20 protein-coding genes and 1 other RNA gene are annotated in these 17336 nt (G+C 60.2%); 7 read left to right on the top strand and 14 right to left on the bottom strand.

Features of this window, described 5'->3' with window-relative positions:
• From ACVDG9_RS21935 to tkt, 13 genes are all read right to left on the bottom strand, one after another.
• A complete protein-coding gene (locus tag ACVDG9_RS21935) occupies window positions 1–990 on the bottom strand; it encodes a flagellar motor protein MotA (protein ID WP_023003478.1) in 990 nt (329 codons plus the stop codon).
• Window positions 991–1263: 273 nt separating this feature from the next.
• The gene (locus tag ACVDG9_RS21930) at window positions 1264–2070 is read right to left on the bottom strand and encodes an inositol monophosphatase family protein (RefSeq protein ID WP_077291762.1); all 807 of its coding nucleotides are present in this window, start codon (window positions 2068–2070) and stop codon (window positions 1264–1266) included.
• 73 nt (window positions 2071–2143) lie between these two features.
• A complete protein-coding gene (gene efp, locus ACVDG9_RS21925) occupies window positions 2144–2707 on the bottom strand; it encodes an elongation factor P (RefSeq protein WP_006932138.1) in 564 nt (187 codons plus the stop codon).
• A gap of 245 nt (window positions 2708–2952) precedes the next feature.
• Window positions 2953–4113: a tetratricopeptide repeat protein gene (locus ACVDG9_RS21920; protein WP_447238962.1), complete on the bottom strand. Its 1161-nt coding sequence runs from the start codon at window positions 4111–4113 to the stop codon at window positions 2953–2955.
• Between the two features lie 14 nt (window positions 4114–4127).
• Window positions 4128–4769, bottom strand: a complete 642-nt coding sequence (locus tag ACVDG9_RS21915; RefSeq protein WP_152509548.1) for a thiamine phosphate synthase — start codon at window positions 4767–4769, stop codon at window positions 4128–4130.
• Between the two features lie 116 nt (window positions 4770–4885).
• Complete coding sequence (fba, locus tag ACVDG9_RS21910; RefSeq protein ID WP_023003474.1) at window positions 4886–5953, bottom strand: class II fructose-bisphosphate aldolase; 1068 nt, start codon at window positions 5951–5953, stop codon at window positions 4886–4888.
• Between the two features lie 234 nt (window positions 5954–6187).
• Window positions 6188–6556, bottom strand: coding sequence for a VOC family protein (locus ACVDG9_RS21905; protein ID WP_077291765.1), 369 nt, complete (start codon window positions 6554–6556; stop codon window positions 6188–6190).
• Window positions 6557–6580: 24 nt separating this feature from the next.
• Window positions 6581–7774 carry a phosphoglycerate kinase gene (locus ACVDG9_RS21900; RefSeq protein ID WP_075282840.1) on the bottom strand — a complete coding sequence of 398 codons (1194 nt, stop codon included), beginning with the start codon at window positions 7772–7774 and terminating at the stop codon, window positions 6581–6583.
• 28 nt (window positions 7775–7802) lie between these two features.
• Window positions 7803–8426 carry a LysE family translocator gene (locus ACVDG9_RS21895; protein WP_023003471.1) on the bottom strand — a complete coding sequence of 208 codons (624 nt, stop codon included), beginning with the start codon at window positions 8424–8426 and terminating at the stop codon, window positions 7803–7805.
• A gap of 40 nt (window positions 8427–8466) precedes the next feature.
• Window positions 8467–8640 carry a hypothetical protein gene (locus ACVDG9_RS21890; protein WP_173017298.1) on the bottom strand — a complete coding sequence of 58 codons (174 nt, stop codon included), beginning with the start codon at window positions 8638–8640 and terminating at the stop codon, window positions 8467–8469.
• Between the two features lie 22 nt (window positions 8641–8662).
• Complete coding sequence (locus tag ACVDG9_RS21885; protein WP_023003469.1) at window positions 8663–8851, bottom strand: hypothetical protein; 189 nt, start codon at window positions 8849–8851, stop codon at window positions 8663–8665.
• A 163-nt stretch (window positions 8852–9014) separates the two neighbouring features.
• Window positions 9015–10025: a type I glyceraldehyde-3-phosphate dehydrogenase gene (gene gap, locus ACVDG9_RS21880; RefSeq protein ID WP_447238961.1), complete on the bottom strand. Its 1011-nt coding sequence runs from the start codon at window positions 10023–10025 to the stop codon at window positions 9015–9017.
• 144 nt (window positions 10026–10169) lie between these two features.
• Window positions 10170–12158 (bottom strand): transketolase, encoded by a 1989-nt coding sequence (tkt, locus tag ACVDG9_RS21875; protein ID WP_152505523.1) that lies wholly within the window; start codon window positions 12156–12158, stop codon window positions 10170–10172.
• Between the two features lie 454 nt (window positions 12159–12612).
• Between tkt and ACVDG9_RS21870 the strand changes: the two genes are divergently transcribed.
• From ACVDG9_RS21870 to ACVDG9_RS21840, 7 genes are all read left to right on the top strand, one after another.
• On the top strand, window positions 12613–12891 hold the full coding sequence (locus ACVDG9_RS21870) for a DUF4164 domain-containing protein (RefSeq protein WP_023003460.1): 279 nt from the start codon (window positions 12613–12615) through the stop codon (window positions 12889–12891).
• Between the two features lie 6 nt (window positions 12892–12897).
• Window positions 12898–13278, top strand: coding sequence for a cell division protein ZapA (locus tag ACVDG9_RS21865; RefSeq protein WP_023003457.1), 381 nt, complete (start codon window positions 12898–12900; stop codon window positions 13276–13278).
• A 108-nt stretch (window positions 13279–13386) separates the two neighbouring features.
• Window positions 13387–13541, top strand: a non-coding RNA gene (ssrS, locus tag ACVDG9_RS21860) — 6S RNA.
• A 44-nt stretch (window positions 13542–13585) separates the two neighbouring features.
• Window positions 13586–14164 carry a 5-formyltetrahydrofolate cyclo-ligase gene (locus tag ACVDG9_RS21855; protein ID WP_447238960.1) on the top strand — a complete coding sequence of 193 codons (579 nt, stop codon included), beginning with the start codon at window positions 13586–13588 and terminating at the stop codon, window positions 14162–14164.
• 42 nt (window positions 14165–14206) lie between these two features.
• A complete protein-coding gene (locus tag ACVDG9_RS21850) occupies window positions 14207–15037 on the top strand; it encodes a TIGR00282 family metallophosphoesterase (RefSeq protein ID WP_023003453.1) in 831 nt (276 codons plus the stop codon).
• 99 nt (window positions 15038–15136) lie between these two features.
• A complete protein-coding gene (locus ACVDG9_RS21845) occupies window positions 15137–15883 on the top strand; it encodes a YebC/PmpR family DNA-binding transcriptional regulator (protein WP_023003451.1) in 747 nt (248 codons plus the stop codon).
• Window positions 15884–15982: 99 nt separating this feature from the next.
• Window positions 15983–16291 carry a MazG-like family protein gene (locus ACVDG9_RS21840; RefSeq protein WP_062487058.1) on the top strand — a complete coding sequence of 103 codons (309 nt, stop codon included), beginning with the start codon at window positions 15983–15985 and terminating at the stop codon, window positions 16289–16291.
• Between the two features lie 219 nt (window positions 16292–16510).
• Here the strand turns inward: ACVDG9_RS21840 and ACVDG9_RS21835 are convergent, their stop codons facing one another.
• Window positions 16511–17272, bottom strand: a complete 762-nt coding sequence (locus ACVDG9_RS21835) for a sulfite exporter TauE/SafE family protein (protein ID WP_447238959.1) — start codon at window positions 17270–17272, stop codon at window positions 16511–16513.
• Window positions 17273–17336: the final 64 nt, after the last annotated feature.

The following is a 17336-nucleotide window of genomic DNA, read 5'->3' as shown; positions in this document are numbered from 1 at the left end:
CTACTCCTTCGCGCGGTCGAAAGCGGCGGCGATCGAGGACAGGAGCCCTTCGATGCGCTTTTGCTGTTCGCCCTGGGCCTCGGCCCAGTCGCGCATCATCTGCTGTTCGGAGCGAACGTGTTTCACCAGGCCCTGAATGCCTTCGGCCAGATTGGCCATGGCCTGGTTGGCATTCTTGCTTCCGCCTTCCTCAACGCTTTTCTGCAGGGCGGAGATCGAGGCCTGTATCTGTTCGACGCCGGGTGAATCCGGGGCATTGAACAGGCTTTCTTCCGGATCGATGTCAGTAACCGTGGACAGCCAGTCTTCCAGCTCGTTGTAGAACCGGTTCTGGGCCTGTCCCGCCTGCAGATCCAGGAAGCCGAGCACAAGCGAGCCCGTCAGACCGAAGAGCGAGGACGAGAAGGCCGTGCCCATGCCGGACAGCGGCGCTTCCAGGCCTGCTTTCAGGTCCTCGAAGATAACGTTGGCATCACCCGAACCGACGTCGAGCGACTGGATGGTCGCGCCGACCGAGCTGACGGTCTGCAGCAGGCCCCAGAACGTGCCGAGCAGGCCGAGGAAAACCAGGAGGCCTGTGAGGTAGCGCGACATCTCGCGGCTTTCCTCAAGACGCATTCCGATGGAATCGAGGATCGAACGGGCGGTGGTTGGCGTCAGGGCCATGTCGCCGGACTTGTTGCCGAGCAGGGCAGCCATCGGCGCCAGCAGCACCGGCGAACGCGTGTCGAGGCCCGGGTCGCCGATCCGGAAACTGTTGACCCAGGAGATTTCCGGGAACAGTCGGATCACGCGGCCGAAGAGCAGCAGCACACCGAACACGCCGACAAGCACGATCAGGCCATTCAGACCCGGGTTGCTCATGAAGGCCGTCGAAATCTGCGGGAACAGGATGAAGGCGATGAAGGCAACGATCACCAGAAAGATGATCATGAAGGTCAGATAGGCCCGCGGACTGGACAGGCTGTAGGGGTCAAATTCACGGGCCATATTGCGTTATCAATCACCTGAATTGGACGTAACTGATTGATAGCGTGATTTTTAACGGCTTGGAAACCTCGAATTGCCGAAGAGACCCGAATAAAGTCTGGAAAGCCCGAAAACCGTCGGGTTTATCCAAAGGCCTTCTCATGAAGAGACGGGCCGTGGGGCCCGTCTCCCGGGGTGGGCGGTTTGCGCCGCACCTCTTTCAGGTCAGCGTCATGCGCTTTTCGAAGATGAAAGTGTTCGCGTCGCAGTGCTGCCGGGGAGTGCTGGAGGCAATCAGCCCTGAGCCGGGGTTGCCGCCTTTTTCAGGAGCTGCAGCAGGTATTTGTGGGCGTCTTCGTTGCCGACAACCACATCGCCGCTTTCCAGCATCTTGTTCTTGCCCTGAAGATCGGTGACGAAACCACCGGCTTCGCGCACCATCAGGAGGCCGGCCGCAATGTCCCAGCTGTTCAGGTTGCGCTCCCAGAAGCCGTCGAGACGGCCGGACGCGGTCCAGGCAAGATCGAGGGCAGCTGCGCCGCAGCGGCGGATGCCAGCGACTTCCGGCATGATGTAGCGCAGCTCGCGCAGTGTCCGGCCATGGTCGCCCGACCCGATGAAGGGCAGGCCGGTGCCGAACACCATCTCATGCAATTCGGTGCGGCCGGCAACCCGCAGGCGACGGTCGTTCAGGAAGGCGCCGCGACCGCGTTCAGCGGTGTAGAGCTCATCCATCACCGGATTGTAGATGACCCCGGCCACGATCTCGCCAGCCCGCTCCAATGCGATGGAGGTGGCGAAGATCGGAATGCCGTGCAGGAAGTTGGTGGTGCCGTCGAGCGGGTCGACATGCCAGCGATGCTGGCCGTCGGTTCCTTCAACTTCACCGCTTTCTTCCATGACCAGCCCGAAGGTCGGGCGGGCCTTGGTCAGTTCGGCGCGCACAATGTCCTCGGCGCGGCGGTCTGCAGCCGAGACGAAATCGCCGGGTCCCTTGCGGGACACCTGAAGATTTTCAACTTCACCGAAATCGCGAACCAGAGAGCGTCCGGCTTTCGTTGCGGCTTGAACCATCACGTTGAGGAGAGCTGTGCGGGCCATTGTTTGTCACTTGTTGTTGGGCGCCGCCCGGCAAAATCCGGGCGCGCCAATTTGAAGTCTTGCCGGGAGGAGATCAGTCCGCGCGGCGGACGTATTCCAGTGAACCGGTGTCGACGATGATCTTTTCGCCGGCGGTGATGAACGGAGGTACCATCACGCGGACGCCGTTTTCCATGAGCGCGGGCTTGTAGGACGAAGACTGGGTCTGGCCCTTCACCACTGCGTCGGCTTCCCGGATTTCCAGGGTCACGAACTGCGGCAGGGTGATGCCGATCGGGCGCTCTTCATGCAGTTCGACGGTCACCATCATGCCGTCCTGCAGGAAAGCGGCGCGGTCGCCAACGAAGTCAGCCTGAAGTTCCAGCTGCTCATAGGTTTCGGTGTCCATGAAAATCAGCATGTCCTCCTGGGTGAAGAGATACTGGAAGTCTTTTTGCTCCAGACGGACGCGCTCGACCTTGTCTTCGGAGCGGAAACGCTCGTTGAGCTTGCGGCCATCGAGCAGGTTTTTCATTTCAACCTGTGCGAAGGCACCGCCTTTGCCTGGCTTGACGTGTTGGACTTTGACAACCGCCCAAAGCGTGTCCTGGTGCTGAAGCACGTTACCGGGCTTTATTTCGTTTCCGTTGATTTTCATGGAACGACCGACTGTTTGATTTGTTTGGATCTTAGGGTCTGTTGACCATTAGAAATCCGCCGCGTCCGGTGGAAACTCCACCCAAACCACGACAAAACTCCAAAACTCAACAGAACCTTTAGCAGGGCGAGACCGGCGGGCCGCCGATGCGCCTGAAATTTGCTCGCGCCTGTCCACCACAAAAGCCGGTGGAGTTCAAGGAAAAAAGGCAAACATCCTTACGATTCCGCGCTTCCTCGCAAGGTTTACGGAGATTCCTTGCCGGGCTCCTCCGACGGGGCCATCAATGTGGCCGAATATTGTTCGGCCAGCTTGCGCGCTTCATCCATTGTTGTTTCGTCCAGACTTTCGATAATCCGGTCGAGCGAGAAATCGGAAACACCCAAGGTGCGGGCAATCAGGTGCCAGCCCGCTGCGGCAGCAAAATCCTGTTCCCGACCACGGCCGTAGGCATAGGTCCGTGCCAGCCGGTTCATCGCAACCGGGTTGCCGGACGTGGCGGCCCGTTCGAACCAGTCGGCGGCTTCCGTCTCGTTCGGATCGACGCCTTTACCCTGGAACCGCAGAATGCCGTAGTAAACCTGCGCGGAGGTGTGTCCGCGGCGGGCTGCACGGCCTAGCCAGAACGCACCCAGGCCGGGGTCGTTCAGCCCGGTCTGGGCTTCCAGATAGGAAAGGCCGAGCGCGTATTGCGCTTCCGGATCGTTTAGCTGGGCGGCTTCTTCCAGAAGTTCTCGCGATTTCTTCTCGTCGAAGGGGCGGCCTTCGCCTTCCTCGTAGAGCAGGGCGAGATTGTAGAGCGCAGACGCATTGCCCGCGTTGGCAGCCTCTTCGAACAGGTCTGCTGCCTTCTTCTTGTCGACTTCGACACCGGTGCCGAGCAGATAGAGCTGGGCCAGCTGCATGGCAGAGCCGGTATCACCCTTGGCAGCGGCCAGGCTGTACCAGTCGGCAGCCTTGGCCTTGTCCTGATGAATGCCGAGCCCGGCCTCGTGCAGCACGCCTAGCAGGGCCTGGGCGGCCTTGTCGCCCTGTTCCGCCAAAGGGGTCGCAAGACCGAGCGCGGTCAGGAACCAGCCGCGTTGAAAAGCGGTGTACGCGGTATCAGCGTTGGCGACTTCGCCTTCTTCCAGTTTCGGCGGACCCGCGTCGACAATGCTCAGCAGTGTCTTGTCCTTGGTCGTGACGTCGATCAGCACCGGTAACGGTTTGCCATCCGGGCCTACTGGTACCTCCGGCTCTGGCGCCGCGTCACCGGCCTCTGTTGTTTCGCTGGTGCCGGTGTTGTCCTGGGCAATGGCCGGAGAAAACGACACGGAGGACAGCATTCCAGCTGCCAGCAACCCTGCCGCAAGCAGAAAGGGGGCGTGAAGTTTCCGGCGTAGGCTCGTTTCAGGTGTCGGCATGCATCCAGCTCTCGCTATTCGACTTCAGGAAAGGGATGGGCGTCCAGAATACGATTGGCTTCGGCAATCACGGATGAAATATCCGTGTCCGATTGCCAGGCAGCATCCTTGAGGGCAACAAAATCTGCTCCGGTCGCGGCAACGTCTCCCAGAGTTTCTAGCGTGTTGCCGGCAAGTGCGACGCAGGGTGTTTCGAACAGTTCTGCCCACCAGGAGGCGCTGGACAGGGTTCTGTCATGGGCCTCGGCCTTTTCAGGCAGGTCCAGCTTGCCGAAGAAGATGTAGTCGACCCCGGTTTCGGCCCATTCCATGGAATCATGTTTCAGCTTGGTGCCGCCGGTGCCGACGATACGATCGGGCTTGAAACTTTCCACGGCCAGCTTCAGGTCTTCCAGCGAGGTGTCGACGTGGACGCCGTCGGCGCCGCTGCGGCCGGCTGCCTGGGTATCGCGATAGACGATGGCCGCCGCACCGCCTTCCTGGATGATCGGAACAAGTTCGCTGGCAGCGGCTTGCAGATCCTTGGTGCTGGCGCCAGGGCGGTAGATCATCACGCAAGCGATGTCACCACCGGTGAAGGCCTGTTTGAGCTTTGCCGCCATGTCGGCGGTGTCAAATTCCGGCGGCGTCACGAGAAAGAGGCGGGGACGGTTCACTTGTGCGGTCCTGATTGATGTCTGATCGGGATTTTGTCCCTAAAGACGGCGAAAGAGGGACGCAAGGCCCCTCTTTCAATAAAGTGAAAGAATTTCTCTGCCGGTCCGGCCGAAAATCAGGCGATCTTCGGATCCAGTTCGCCAGACTGATAGCGTTTCGCCATGTCGGCAAGCGTAACGATCTTCTTGATCTTGGACGCCTGGCCGGCCGTGTTGAAGGCTTCCAGACGCTCGATGCACAGCTTCTGCATGGCATCGCGGGCAGGCTTCAGATATTTGCGCGGATCGAACTCGCCCGGATTCTCGCTCAGGATCTTGCGGATCTGACCGGTCATCGCCATGCGGTTGTCGGTGTCGATGTTGACCTTGCGCACACCGTTCTTGATGCCGCGCTGGATTTCTTCCACCGGCACACCCCAGGTCTGCGGCATCTGGCCACCATACTGGTTGATGATGTCCTGCAGGTCCTGCGGCACGGAAGACGACCCATGCATGACAAGGTGGGTTTCCGGCAGGCGGCGGTGAATTTCCTCGATCACATGCATGGCAAGGATTTCGCCGTCCGGCTTGCGGGTGAACTTGTAGGCGCCGTGGCTGGTGCCCATGGCGATGGCAAGAGCGTCGACCTTGGTTTCCTGCACGAACTTGACGGCTTCTTCCGGGTCGGTCAGCAGCTGGTCATGGCTGAGCTTGCCTTCCGCGCCGTGGCCGTCTTCCTTGTCGCCCATGCCGGTTTCAAGAGACCCCAGAACACCGAGTTCGCCCTCAACGGAGATGCCGCCCAGATGGGACATGTCGGTCACGGTCTTGGTGACGCCGACGTTGTAGTCCCAGTTTGCCGGGGTCTTGCCGTCGGCTTCAAGAGAACCGTCCATCATCACAGAGGTGAAGCCGGCCTGGATGGCCGTCATGCAGGTTTGCGGAGCATTGCCGTGGTCCAGATGCACGCAGACCGGAATATGCGGATAGATTTCCACGACTGCGTCCATCATGTGCTTCAGCATCACGTCGTGGGCATAGGACCTGGCACCGCGGGAGGCCTGGATGATAACCGGGGCGTCGGTCTGGTCCGCCGCAGCCATGATCGCCAGTGCCTGCTCCATGTTGTTGATATTGAACGCCGGAACGCCGTAGTCGTGTTCAGCAGCATGATCAAGAAGCTGGCGGAGGGTGATACGTGCCATCAAAAATCTCCAGAGGGTCCGGTTCCAATGAGCCGACAAGGTTCGCGAAAAATCACGACACCTATTTTGCGGTGCGTCAAGTCCCGCTGGTTCTAACAAGATTTGTGGCCATTTAAAGAGGGCCGGCTTCGCTTAAATCAATTAAAATACAAGGGTCTGCCGGAAAACGTGTTGGCAGATTTAATTTGCGGATCGAATTAAATTGAGGCGGTCAGCACCACCGCCCGGCGAGTTTTAAACCGGCGAACTGATATCGACAAATGTTCCGGCCGGATCTCTGACAATCATCCTCATCTGGCCATAGGGCATTTCGCGAGGTGCCTCGACCACGTTCACACCGAGTGTCAGGGCACGCTCGTATACCGTTGAACAGTCGTCGACGACAAAGGTCAGGATCACTCCTGCGGTGGCACGCTGGGCACGTGCCGGGACAATCTCGCTGGTCTGTTTCAGGATGCCCAGCTCGAGGGCCGGGTTATCGGCATCGGCAAGGTTTACAAACCAGTCGGACACGAATTGCGGCTGCAGGCCCAGGAGGTCCTGATAGAAGGCCGCCGTTGCGGCGACCTCCTCGGTCAGGATGTTGGTGAAACAGCGTTGCATGACAGATTTCACCCCGCTTCGATGTCAGGCTTCGAGTGCCTTCACCCCCGGCAGTTCCTTGCCTTCCAGCCATTCCAGGAAGGCGCCGCCGGCTGTGGAGACATAGGAGAAATCGTCAGCCGCTCCCGCGTGGTTGAGCGCTGCGACGGTGTCGCCGCCACCGGCCACGGAGTTCAGCTTGCCCGCCTTGGTGTTGGCAGCGGCATGCTTGGCAGCCGCAACGGTTGCGGTGTCGAACGGGGCGATCTCGAACGCGCCCAGAGGGCCATTCCAGACCAGGGTCTTGGCGGCGTCGATCTTGGTTTTCACCGTTTCGATGGATGCTGCGCCGACATCGAGGATCATGCCGTCCGCCGGGATGGCGTCGAGCGAAACGGTTTCGTTGTCCGCGCCGGCCTTGAATTCCCTGGCAACAACGGCATCGGCAGGCAAGACGATCTCACAACCGGCCTTATCGGCTGCGGTCATGATGCGTTTTGCGGTTTCGGCCAGATCATGCTCGCACAGCGACTTGCCGACGTCCGTGCCTTGTGCGGCCAGGAAGGTGTTGGCCATGCCGCCGCCGATAACAAGCATGTCGACCTTGGCAACGAGGTTTTCCAGCAGATCGATCTTGGAAGAAACCTTCGCACCGCCGACTACGGCGAGAACCGGACGAACAGGATTGCCGAGCGCGGAGCCCAGGGCTTCAAGTTCCGCCTGCATGGTGCGGCCGGCATAGGCTGGCAGAAGCCGGGCAATGCCTTCGGTGGAGCCGTGGGCCCGGTGTGCCGCCGAAAAGGCGTCGTTGACATAGATGTCGCCATTGGCGGCCAGAGCCTTGGCGAAGTCCGGGTCGTTCTTTTCTTCACCGGCATGGAAGCGGGTGTTTTCCAGCAGCAGGACATCGCCATCGACCATCACGTCGACAGCATCCTTTGCCGCCTGGCCGATGCAGTCGTCTGCAAAGACAACGGGTCTGCCAAGCAGGCCGGCAACCGCCAGGGCGACCGGGCCGAGCGACATGTCGGCAACGCGCGCGCCTTTCGGGCGGCCGAAATGGGCGAGCAGGATGACCTTTGCCTTCTTGTCGGACAATTCCCGGATGGTCGGCAGGACCCGCTCGATACGGGTGGTATCGGAAACCTTGCCGCCATCCATCGGCACGTTGAGGTCGACGCGGACCAGAACGCGTTTGCCGGCAATGTCAGTCAGATCATCGAGAGTTTTGAAAGCCATTGATTTACCTGTTGGAAATCGCCCGTCTTCAAGGACGGCTGGAGTTGGTGGAAACGGCGATGCCGATGCCGAACAAGGTCAGGAGAATGCCGAAGGACCGTTCCATCCAGAGCTTGGCACGCATGAACTTGAGGCGTACGGCGGGAAGCGTGAAGAAGACGGTCACCAGAACAAACCAAAGGAACACGCCGCCCGCCATGATCACGCCGTAACCGATCTGGGTCCAGAGCGGCGTTTCGGGAGACGTCACCTGCAGAAACACCGAAAGGGCGAACATGGTGGCTTTCGGATTGGTCACGTTGGTGAAGAAGCCCCAGCGAAGCGCGCGGAAGGGCGACATGCCGGACAGGGCACCGTCGGCCGGCATCTCCTTAGATGCCGTGCGGTACATGGTGACGCCCAGGAAAACGAGATAGGCAGCGCCGATCAGTTTCAGCGCGTTGAAGAGCAGGATCGACTGGGAAACGATCAGGCCGATACCCGCCAGTGCGTAAGTGACGTGTACGCCGAGGGCCAGCGCGATGCCGAGCGCCGTCATGATGCCGGCGAGCCGTCCGCCGATGAGGGCATTGCGCAGGACAACGGCAAAGTCGGGCCCGGGAACGATTGCGACCACGACGGTCAGCGAAATGACGGTGAGCAGTTCGAGCAAGCAGGGAACTCCGGGAAGGATAAGGATCGAACAGGGAGAGTTATCGATCTGGCGGTGATTGAAGGTTGGCCATCGTTTCGGACTTTTGGCCATCAACATCCGGCTGCCAGGTCCGTTTGGTGTTTCTTGCGGAGCGTTCCTTCGACCGTTCCACGAAATAGAAGCCGACGCCGATCAGGACAACAAATACGATCAGAAAAGTCAGCGTGGTCATGGTCAGGATCCTTCAATTGGACTCAGGAATTTCCAGCCGGGGAATCCGGCTTTCGCAAGACATCGGTATTGAGGCTGCCCATATCAGGCTCATCGTCCTGATCTGAAGGGAACCGTTCGTTGTCCCGCTTCATATCGAGCCAGTAGAACCCGAAACCCACAAGGCAACCAACCGCGAACAACGACCCAAGAATGACCAGTAGAGCGGTCATGACGGCGTCTCCAGGATTGAACTGCAAGTCTGCAGCTCCAGTCTACATGACCTTTGCCCCGGGGCTATGCCTGAATCGAGAAAGTTTTTTGCGGCTTTGCCGGAAAGACATCCATACCGACAAAAAAGACGCCGGATGAACCGGCGTCTTTCGAAGGCAGGGATCAGATGAGCTTTGCCATCGCCACGGCCGTGTCGGCCATGCGGTTGGAGAAGCCCCATTCGTTGTCGTACCAGGACAGGATGCGCACGAAAGTGCCGTCCATGACCTTGGTCTGGTCGCAATGGAAGACCGAGGAATGGCTGTCATGGTTGAAGTCCATCGAAACCAGCTTGTCTTCGGTGTAGCCGAGCACGCCCTTCAGTTTGCCGTTTGCGGCTGTCTTGATGGCTTCGTTGATTTCCTCAACGGTGGTGTCGCGCTTGGCGATGAAGTTCAGGTCGACCACGGAAACGTTCGGGGTCGGGACACGAATGGCCACACCGTCCATCTTGCCGGCCAGGTCCGGCAGTACCAGGCCGACGGCCTTTGCAGCGCCGGTGGAGGTCGGGATCATGGACATGGCCGCAGCACGGGCGCGGTAGAGATCCTTGTGCATGGTGTCCAGCGTCGGCTGGTCACCGGTGTACGAGTGGATCGTGGTCATGAAACCTTTTTCAATGCCGATGGTTTCGTTCAGCACATAGGCGACCGGGGACAGGCAGTTGGTGGTGCAGGACGCGTTGGATACGACCAGGTCGTTCGCTGTCAGCGCATCGTGGTTGACACCGTAGACGATGGTCTTGTCGGCGCCGTCGGCCGGGGCGGAGACCAGAACGCGCTTGGCGCCGGCTTCCAGATGCATGGAGGCCTTTTCCTTGGCGGTGAAGATGCCGGTGCATTCCATGGCGACTTCAACGCCAAGCTCGCCCCAGGGCAGTTCCTTCGGGTCGCGGATCGCGGTCACCTTGATCGGCTTGCCGCCACCGACGGAAATGGTGTCGCCATCGACCTTGACCTCTGCCGGGAAACGGCCGTGCACGCTGTCGTAACGCAGCAGATGCGCGTTGGTCTCGACCGGGCCGAGATCGTTGATCGCAACGACTTCAATGTCGGTGCGGCCGGATTCGACGATAGCACGCAGCACATTGCGGCCGATGCGTCCAAATCCATTGATTGCTACCTTGGTTACCATAATCCACTCCCGCAATCTTCGGTGTGCCTCAGAAGGGGCTAAACCGATTTAAAAACCACATAGTGTGGTCACTTGAAAAGCACTTGATGTGCCCGTAGGCCCGGCACCATAGGAGGAAGTCTTGGTGCCGGGAATTGATTTCGGTTAAACGCTGAGCTTTGCCTTGGCGGCTGCAACCACGGCGTCCGCCGTGATGCCGAAATGCTCATAAAGTTCCTTGTAAGGCGCGCTCGCGCCAAAGCCGGTCATGCCGACAAAGATACCGTCCGCACCAATAAAGCGGTCCCAGCCCATGCGGATGCCGGCTTCAACGGCGATCTTGACCGGGCTGTTGCCGATGACGGCGGCCTTGTAGTCGTCTGACTGTGCTTCGAAAAGCTCGTACGACGGAACGGAGACCACGCGTACGGCAATGCCGGCCGTGCTCAGGTCCTTTTGCGCGTTGACGGCGATTTCGACTTCCGAACCGGTCGCGAAGATGGTCACGGCCGCGTCTTCGTCGCTGTCGATCAGAACATAGGCACCCTTGGCGCAGAGGTTGTTTTCCTCATAGGTCTTGCGCAGCGACGGCAGGTTCTGACGGGTCAGTGCCAGGACCGACGGTCCGTCGCGGTTCTCCAGCGACAGCTGCCAGCACTCGAGTGTCTCGGTGATGTCGGCCGGGCGGAAGAAGGTCAGGTTCGGGATCGCGCGCAGGGCGGCGAAATGTTCCACCGGCTGGTGGGTCGGACCGTCTTCGCCAAGACCGATGGAATCATGGGTCATGACGTGAATGACCCGCTGGCCCATGAGGGCTGCGAGACGGATCGACGGACGGCAGTAATCGGAGAAGATCAGGAAGCCGCCGGAATAGGGGATAAGGCCGCCGTGCAGAGCCATGCCGTTCATGGCTGCCGCCATGCCGTGTTCACGGATGCCGTAGTGGATGTAACGGCCGGAGAAATCGTCCGGGGTTACCGGCGCGGTTTGCGGCGTCTTGGTGTTGTTGGAACCGGTCAGGTCGGCGGAGCCGCCAATGGTTTCCGGAACAATTTCGTTGATGACGCCCAGAACAGCTTCGGAAGCCTTGCGGGTCGCCATGGTCGGCTGTTCGTCGGCGAGCTTCTTCTTGTAGTCCAGAACGGCCTGGGTGAAGCCGGCCGGCAGGTCGCCACGATTGCGGCGCTCGAATTCGGCGCGGGTCTCGGCGTCAGCTTCGGCAAAGCGCTTCTGCCAGTCCTTGTGAGCCTGGGCGGAGCGAAGGCCGGCAATGCGCCAGGCGTCCAGAATGTCGCTTGGAACTTCAAACGGCGCGTGCGGCCAGTTGAGCGCGGCACGGGTGCCGGAAATTTCGTCTGCACCAAGCGGCGAGCCGTGAACCTTCGCGGTGCCGGCCTTGGTCGGTGCACCGAAGCCGATGGTGGTCTTGGCGGCGATCAGGGTCGGGCGGTCGCTGGCCTGTGCCTGGCGGATCGCAGCGGAAATGGCGACCGGATCGTGACCGTCGACGCTGAGCGTGTTCCAGCCGGAGGCGGCAAAACGGGCCTGCTGGTCGGTTGAATCGGTGATTTCGACCTTGCCGTCGATGGAGATGCCGTTGTCGTCCCAGATGACGATCAGCTTGTTGAGCTTCAGGTGACCCGCCAGCGACAGGGCTTCCTGGCTGATGCCTTCCATGAGACAGCCGTCACCGGCCAGCACATAGGTGTAGTGATCGACAAGATCCTCGCCGAAGCGGGTGGACTGCAGGCGCTCGGCGATGGCCATGCCGACCGCGTTGCCGAGACCCTGGCCGAGCGGGCCGGTGGTGGTCTCGATACCGGCGCCGTGGCCGTATTCCGGGTGACCGGCAGTGCGTGCGCCGAGCTGACGGAAATTCTTGATCTCGTCGAGGGAGAAGTCTTCATAGCCCAGCAGATACAGCAGGCTGTAAAGCAGCATCGAGCCGTGACCGGCGGACAGAACGAAGCGGTCGCGGTCGGCCCAGTTCGGGGATGTCGGATCGAATTTCAGGAATTCGGTAAAAAGAACTGTCGCGATATCCGCAGCGCCCATGGGCAGGCCGGGGTGACCGGAATTAGCCTTTTCCACGGCATCGATGGCAAGAAAGCGGATCGCATTTGCCATGCGCTGGTGTTTATCAAGATCGGTCATCGTGGTCCCGTTGCTTGCTTTGGAGCCCCCCTTGGCCGAAGCAGAGAGCCCGGCAAGGTTGTTTTGAGGTGCGTTGCTCAAGAATTAACACTCGTCAATCTCGAACAGGCGCCAGACAAATATCAGGAACGGCACCCGAGTCAATAAAGCTGGTTTGGGTCTTTTGAGGGCATTGCCGGGGAAGAATTTTTTCTTCCACGCGTTATAGAGTTGAGGATTCTGCCAATGGTGGCATTGACTGAGAGAAGTTGCGGTGCCTAAGCTCGACGCTCTAACAAAGATTTGCTTTTTCGCCGTGAAACGTGCTTTGCCGCGCATTCTCTGAAATGCCCGTAATTTGAGCAGCAACTCCAGGGTCGAAAGCGCCAAATCTCCAGTCTGACCTAGGAAGGAATGGGCGGACCGCCGCAGAAGAACGATTGGGACGACGTAATTAATGGCGGATGTCGACTGCATGGAAAAGACCAGCCTGGCCGATGCGGTAAAGCGGCTGGACAAAGCCGTCGGCAATCTCGAAGCGGCTGTCCAGCGCCGTCTTGATGCAGACAGGTCGCTCAATGCCCTGCAGGACGACCTGCAGCGGCTCGGCGAAGACCGTTCCCAACTGGCAGCCTCACTCGATGAAAGCGAAGCACGGGCTTCCCGGCTGGAAGAGGCCAACCGGGATGTCTCCCGGCGGCTCGTCTCGGCAATGGAAACCATCCGCAGCGTGCTCGACGCGCACGGAGGCTAGGCGCATATGGCTCAGATCACGGTTACCATCAACGGCAAGTCCTTCCGCATGGCCTGCGATGACGGCGAGGAAGAACGCCTGATGGGCCTTGCTGCCCGTTTCGATGGCTGGATCAACGACTTGCGAGGTGCCTTCGGCGAAATCGGCGACCAGCGCCTGACGGTAATGGCCGGAATCATGGCGGCCGACCAGCTTTCGGAACTGGAGCGCAAGGTCGCCCGGCTTGAAGAACAGCTGGCCGATGCCAAGAAACAGCAGGTGGCTGCGCTCGACAACATGAGCCAGAACGAGGAAGAGCTGTCGCGTGCCGTCAATACTGCCGCCGCTCGGATCGAAAGCCTTGCGGACGGTCTTTCCAAGAGCTTGCGGGCCCAGGACAACGCCTGAGGCGACTGCCGATCCGGCCAGACGGCAACGGAGAGTGCCCGCAACTTCGTTTGTGATGAAATCCATGCCGCACTGGTAATTGCCGTCGCACCGGATTATATGCGGTACTTGCGGCTGCCCGATACGTCAGGAACATTATCCCCGGGGCCTTACGCATTCCCTTGGGAGCTGTCCCTGCGCTGGGCCGTGGTCCGTTGCATACGGCGCCCACCTACATTGTAGGTTTCCCGGGATTGCAAATCCAACGGTCGGGCGGCTGCGCGTTTCCTTTTCAGGACGCGGGCCGATCCATTCTATTCGAGGCCCCATGACCGACCTTTCCTCCATTGCTGCCGAAAAAGACAGTCTCCGCAAGCAGGTGCTTGCCCGCCGCAAGGCAATGCCGGAGGTGGAGCGGATCGAACACAGCCTGATGCTCAGCGATCACGCCGAAGATCTGCCGCTGCCGGCAGGAGCAGTTGTTGCCGGGTTCTGGCCGATCCGGGACGAAATTGACCCGCGCCCGCTGATGGACCGCCTGCGCCAGCTTGAGCACCCCCTGTGCCTGCCCGTGATGACCGGCCCGAGCCTCATCTTCCGCCGCCTGGAGCGGGATACGGAACTGGTTTCCGCCGGTTTCGGCACCTCCGAACCCGGCCCCTCTGCCGAGGAAGTGCGCCCGGATGTTCTTCTGATGCCGCTTGCCGGCTTTGACGGCAAAGGCACGCGCATCGGTTACGGCAAGGCTTTTTACGACATTACAATTGCGCAGCTGCAACACTCCGGGCCCCTTTTGTGCATCGGGCTTGCCTTTTCCGTGCAGGAGGTTGACCGCGTCTCCGCGGAAGCGCATGACAAGCCGTTGAATGGGATTCTGACCGAGCAGGGGTACCGGGCGTTCGGCTGACGGCGAAAGTGATCGCCGAAGCAGGCCGCCCAGTGAGGATATATGCGTATTCTGTTTCTGGGCGATCTTGTCGGCCGCGTTGGCCGTACCGCCGTCATTGAGCAATTGCCGGAGCTGGTGGAAAGCAACCAGCTCGATTTCGTGATCGTCAACGGTGAGAACGCTGCGTCCGGGTTCGGCATTACCGAAACGATCCTGCAGGACGTTCTGGATGCGGGCGCCGACGTCGTGACCACCGGCAACCACGTCTGGGACCAGCGGGACACCCTGGTCTATATCGAGCGACAGGACAGGCTGCTTCGGCCGGTCAATTACCCCTCCGGGACGCCGGGGCGCGGTGCGCACCTCTTCACGGCCAGAAACGGCGCAAGGGTGATGGTGGCCAATGTGATGGGCCGCGTTTACATGGATGCGCTCGACGATCCCTTTGCCGCCATCGACAACGTCATCAACGGGTGTCCGCTTGGCGATGTAGCCGATGCCATCATCGTCGACATGCATGCCGAAGCCACCAGCGAGAAACAGGCCATGGGCCACTTCCTGGATGGCCGGGTCAGTCTCGTTGTCGGAACGCACACCCATGTGCCGACAGCCGATCACCAGATCCTGGAAAACGGCACGGCCTACATGTCCGATGCGGGCATGTGCGGTGCTTATGACAGCGTTTTGGGCATGGACAAGGAAGAGCCGGTCAACCGGTTCCAGCGCAAGATACCGAGCTCCCGGTTCACACCGGCAACAGGCGATCCGACCATCTGCGGTGTCGCCATCGAGACGGACGATCGGACCGGGCTTGCCGAGCGGGTTGCGCCGCTTCGCATAGGCGGCCGGCTGGAGCCTGTGATCCCGCCCTTCTGGCCGAACGGGGCCTGACCACGGCCGAGAATTTCTCTGCGCTGGATTTTCCGGGTCAACTTGCCTATAAGCGGCGCAGTTTTCACTGACATCACCTGTAAAGAACCGAGAAGAGCCATGGCAGGCCATTCAAAATTCAAGAACATCATGCACCGCAAGGGACGCCAGGACGCGGCCCGCTCCAAGATGTTCTCCAAGCTGTCCAAGGAAATTACCGTCGCCGCGAAGATGGGCGACCCGGATCCGGACGCGAACCCGCGCCTGCGCCTTGCCGTCCAGAACGCCAAGGCCCAGTCCATGCCGAAGGAAAACATCCAGCGGGCGATCAACAAGTCCCAGTCCGGCGACGACGACAACTACGAGGAAGTCCGTTACGAGGGCTACGGCCCGGCAGGTGTTGCCGTGGTCGTCGAAGCCCTGACCGACAACCGCAACCGGTCCGCCTCCAACATCCGCTCCTATTTCACCAAATGCGGTGGGTCGCTGGGGGAAACGGGCTCGGTCTCCTTCATGTTCGACCGTGTTGGCGAAATTATCTACAAGCCGGAAGCCGGTGAAGCCGATGCGGTTCTGGAAGCTGCGATCGAAGCCGGCGCGGAAGACGTTCAGTCCGACGAGAGCGGTCACACGATCTACACCGCCTTTGAAGATCTGAACGATGTTTCTGCTGCTCTGGAACAGGCACTGGGCGAAGCGGATTCGACCAAGATCATCTGGAAGCCGCAGAACCTGACGCCGGTCAACGCGGACAAGGCCCAGACCATGATGAAACTCATCGACATGCTGGAAGACGACGACGACGTCCAGAACGTCTACTCCAACTTCGATGTCGACGAAGAAACCATGGCCTCTCTGGCTTCCTGAGTAACACAGGATATGGATCTGAAAACCCCGGCCCTGCCGGGGTTTTTGTTTTGGCGTTCCTGAGGCTCGCGCCTTCCTTGAACCAAGGAGACCGATCGCATGTTCAATATCTTCGACCTGACGCAGAAAGACCCGAAAACCTTGCAGGAGCGTGCGCTGAAGCTGGCGGAGGAAGCCGGAGAGCTGGCGCAGGCCGTTCTTTCGGCAACGAAGGCGCCGGGCAGCGAATACAAGAACCAGACGCTGGCAGATGTCCGTGAAGAAGCCGCCGATGCTGCGATCGTGGCGATGAGCGTTCTGGCGCAGGCTTCTTCAAGCAGGGAAGAGTTCGAGGCCGAACTCACGCGGCTGATGGCGGAAAAATGTGCCAAATGGCAGGAGAAGCTGCAGGAAAGCGCGGGTAAGTAAGGTTTGCACCGCGTTTTTGGGGCGGGTTTTGCAATATCTGAAGCCAGATAAATATGGCTTTCTTCTTTTCACCCTCATCTTGAGGAGCCGCGTTAGCGGCGTCTCGAAAGATGGGCCACTTGTACCTGAGTGCGCAGCCCATCCTTCGAGACAGCGCTTCGCGCTTCCTCAGGATGAGGAGGTGGGTGGAGCCGACCCAAGATTCCGGATTGGAACCGCCTACCGGAAAAGTGGATCCAGCAGGGGCATGCTGGAGAGGGCGGCGAGGGCGATCAGGCCATAGGCGAGCTTGCGATAGAGTTTCGGGTCGGCATGCTTGAAGCCGTTGGAGCCGAGATAGATCGCAAGGGCATAGACGGGGATCGCCATGATCAGGAGGTGGAACACTTCCAGCGTGAAGAAGCCGTTGAAGATATAGGCAACGAAGGTTCCGATACTCGCAAGCGCGAAGAACACGATCAGGTTGGCACGGACGATTGCCGGTTCCTTGGCGCTGGAGAGCCAGAAGGCAACCACTGGCGGGCCGGAGACTTGCGAGATGCCGCCGAGGATGCCCGCAACTGCGCCAACCCCAAGCGACACCGGCCTGGAGGGTTTGCGTTCATAGCGCCAGCCGGACACCAGCAGCAGTAGCAGTCCGGTCACGATTGCAAAGATCGTCCAGCGTAGAACCAGCACGTCGGCGTTGGCCAGAAGCCAGGCGCCGACGTGAACAAAGACCACGGCGCCAACGACCGCGGGAAGCACTGTCGACCAGTTGCACAGCCTGAGCGCCCTGATCACCAAAGGCAGTGCGACAATGCCGTCGATGAACAGAAAGGTGGCGGCCGCGGTTGACGGCAGCATGACGCTGGCGGCGACCGGCATGAAGATCATTCCCGCACCGAACCCTGCAAACCCGCGCACGCAACCGGCCACAAACAGGACCACGGCGAGAAACACCAGAAGGCCGGGCGGAAAGGAGCTGAAGATGTCGGCCATGGGAACTCGCGGAACGGACGGGATCAAAAAGGGATTGGCCCGGCAGATGGCGGGCCTTGGCGGG

The organism is Roseibium sp. RP-7 (assembly GCF_053005225.1).
The sequence above is the reverse complement of the archived record's forward strand: the minus strand, read 5'-3'. Positions and strand labels throughout refer to the sequence as shown.

What these genes read in the sequence shown, in the direction of transcription:
- fba (WP_023003474.1), bottom strand. Translation starts at nt 5,953, where the DNA reads ATGGCACGTATCACCCTCCGCCAGCTTCTTGATCATGCTGCTGAACAC.
- ACVDG9_RS21865 (WP_023003457.1), top strand. Translation starts at nt 12,898, where the DNA reads ATGGCTCAGATCACGGTTACCATCAACGGCAAGTCCTTCCGCATGGCC.
- ACVDG9_RS21850 (WP_023003453.1), top strand. Translation starts at nt 14,207, where the DNA reads ATGCGTATTCTGTTTCTGGGCGATCTTGTCGGCCGCGTTGGCCGTACC.
- ACVDG9_RS21920 (WP_447238962.1), bottom strand. Translation starts at nt 4,113, where the DNA reads ATGCCGACACCTGAAACGAGCCTACGCCGGAAACTTCACGCCCCCTTT.
- ACVDG9_RS21935 (WP_023003478.1), bottom strand. Translation starts at nt 990, where the DNA reads ATGGCCCGTGAATTTGACCCCTACAGCCTGTCCAGTCCGCGGGCCTAT.
- ACVDG9_RS21855 (WP_447238960.1), top strand. Translation starts at nt 13,586, where the DNA reads ATGACCGACCTTTCCTCCATTGCTGCCGAAAAAGACAGTCTCCGCAAG.
- ACVDG9_RS21905 (WP_077291765.1), bottom strand. Translation starts at nt 6,556, where the DNA reads ATGCAACGCTGTTTCACCAACATCCTGACCGAGGAGGTCGCCGCAACG.
- ACVDG9_RS21835 (WP_447238959.1), bottom strand. Translation starts at nt 17,272, where the DNA reads ATGGCCGACATCTTCAGCTCCTTTCCGCCCGGCCTTCTGGTGTTTCTC.
- ACVDG9_RS21840 (WP_062487058.1), top strand. Translation starts at nt 15,983, where the DNA reads ATGTTCAATATCTTCGACCTGACGCAGAAAGACCCGAAAACCTTGCAG.
- efp (WP_006932138.1), bottom strand. Translation starts at nt 2,707, where the DNA reads ATGAAAATCAACGGAAACGAAATAAAGCCCGGTAACGTGCTTCAGCAC.
- ACVDG9_RS21890 (WP_173017298.1), bottom strand. Translation starts at nt 8,640, where the DNA reads ATGACCACGCTGACTTTTCTGATCGTATTTGTTGTCCTGATCGGCGTC.
- ACVDG9_RS21885 (WP_023003469.1), bottom strand. Translation starts at nt 8,851, where the DNA reads ATGACCGCTCTACTGGTCATTCTTGGGTCGTTGTTCGCGGTTGGTTGC.
- ACVDG9_RS21870 (WP_023003460.1), top strand. Translation starts at nt 12,613, where the DNA reads ATGGAAAAGACCAGCCTGGCCGATGCGGTAAAGCGGCTGGACAAAGCC.
- tkt (WP_152505523.1), bottom strand. Translation starts at nt 12,158, where the DNA reads ATGACCGATCTTGATAAACACCAGCGCATGGCAAATGCGATCCGCTTT.
- ACVDG9_RS21845 (WP_023003451.1), top strand. Translation starts at nt 15,137, where the DNA reads ATGGCAGGCCATTCAAAATTCAAGAACATCATGCACCGCAAGGGACGC.
- ACVDG9_RS21930 (WP_077291762.1), bottom strand. Translation starts at nt 2,070, where the DNA reads ATGGCCCGCACAGCTCTCCTCAACGTGATGGTTCAAGCCGCAACGAAA.
- gap (WP_447238961.1), bottom strand. Translation starts at nt 10,025, where the DNA reads ATGGTAACCAAGGTAGCAATCAATGGATTTGGACGCATCGGCCGCAAT.
- ACVDG9_RS21900 (WP_075282840.1), bottom strand. Translation starts at nt 7,774, where the DNA reads ATGGCTTTCAAAACTCTCGATGATCTGACTGACATTGCCGGCAAACGC.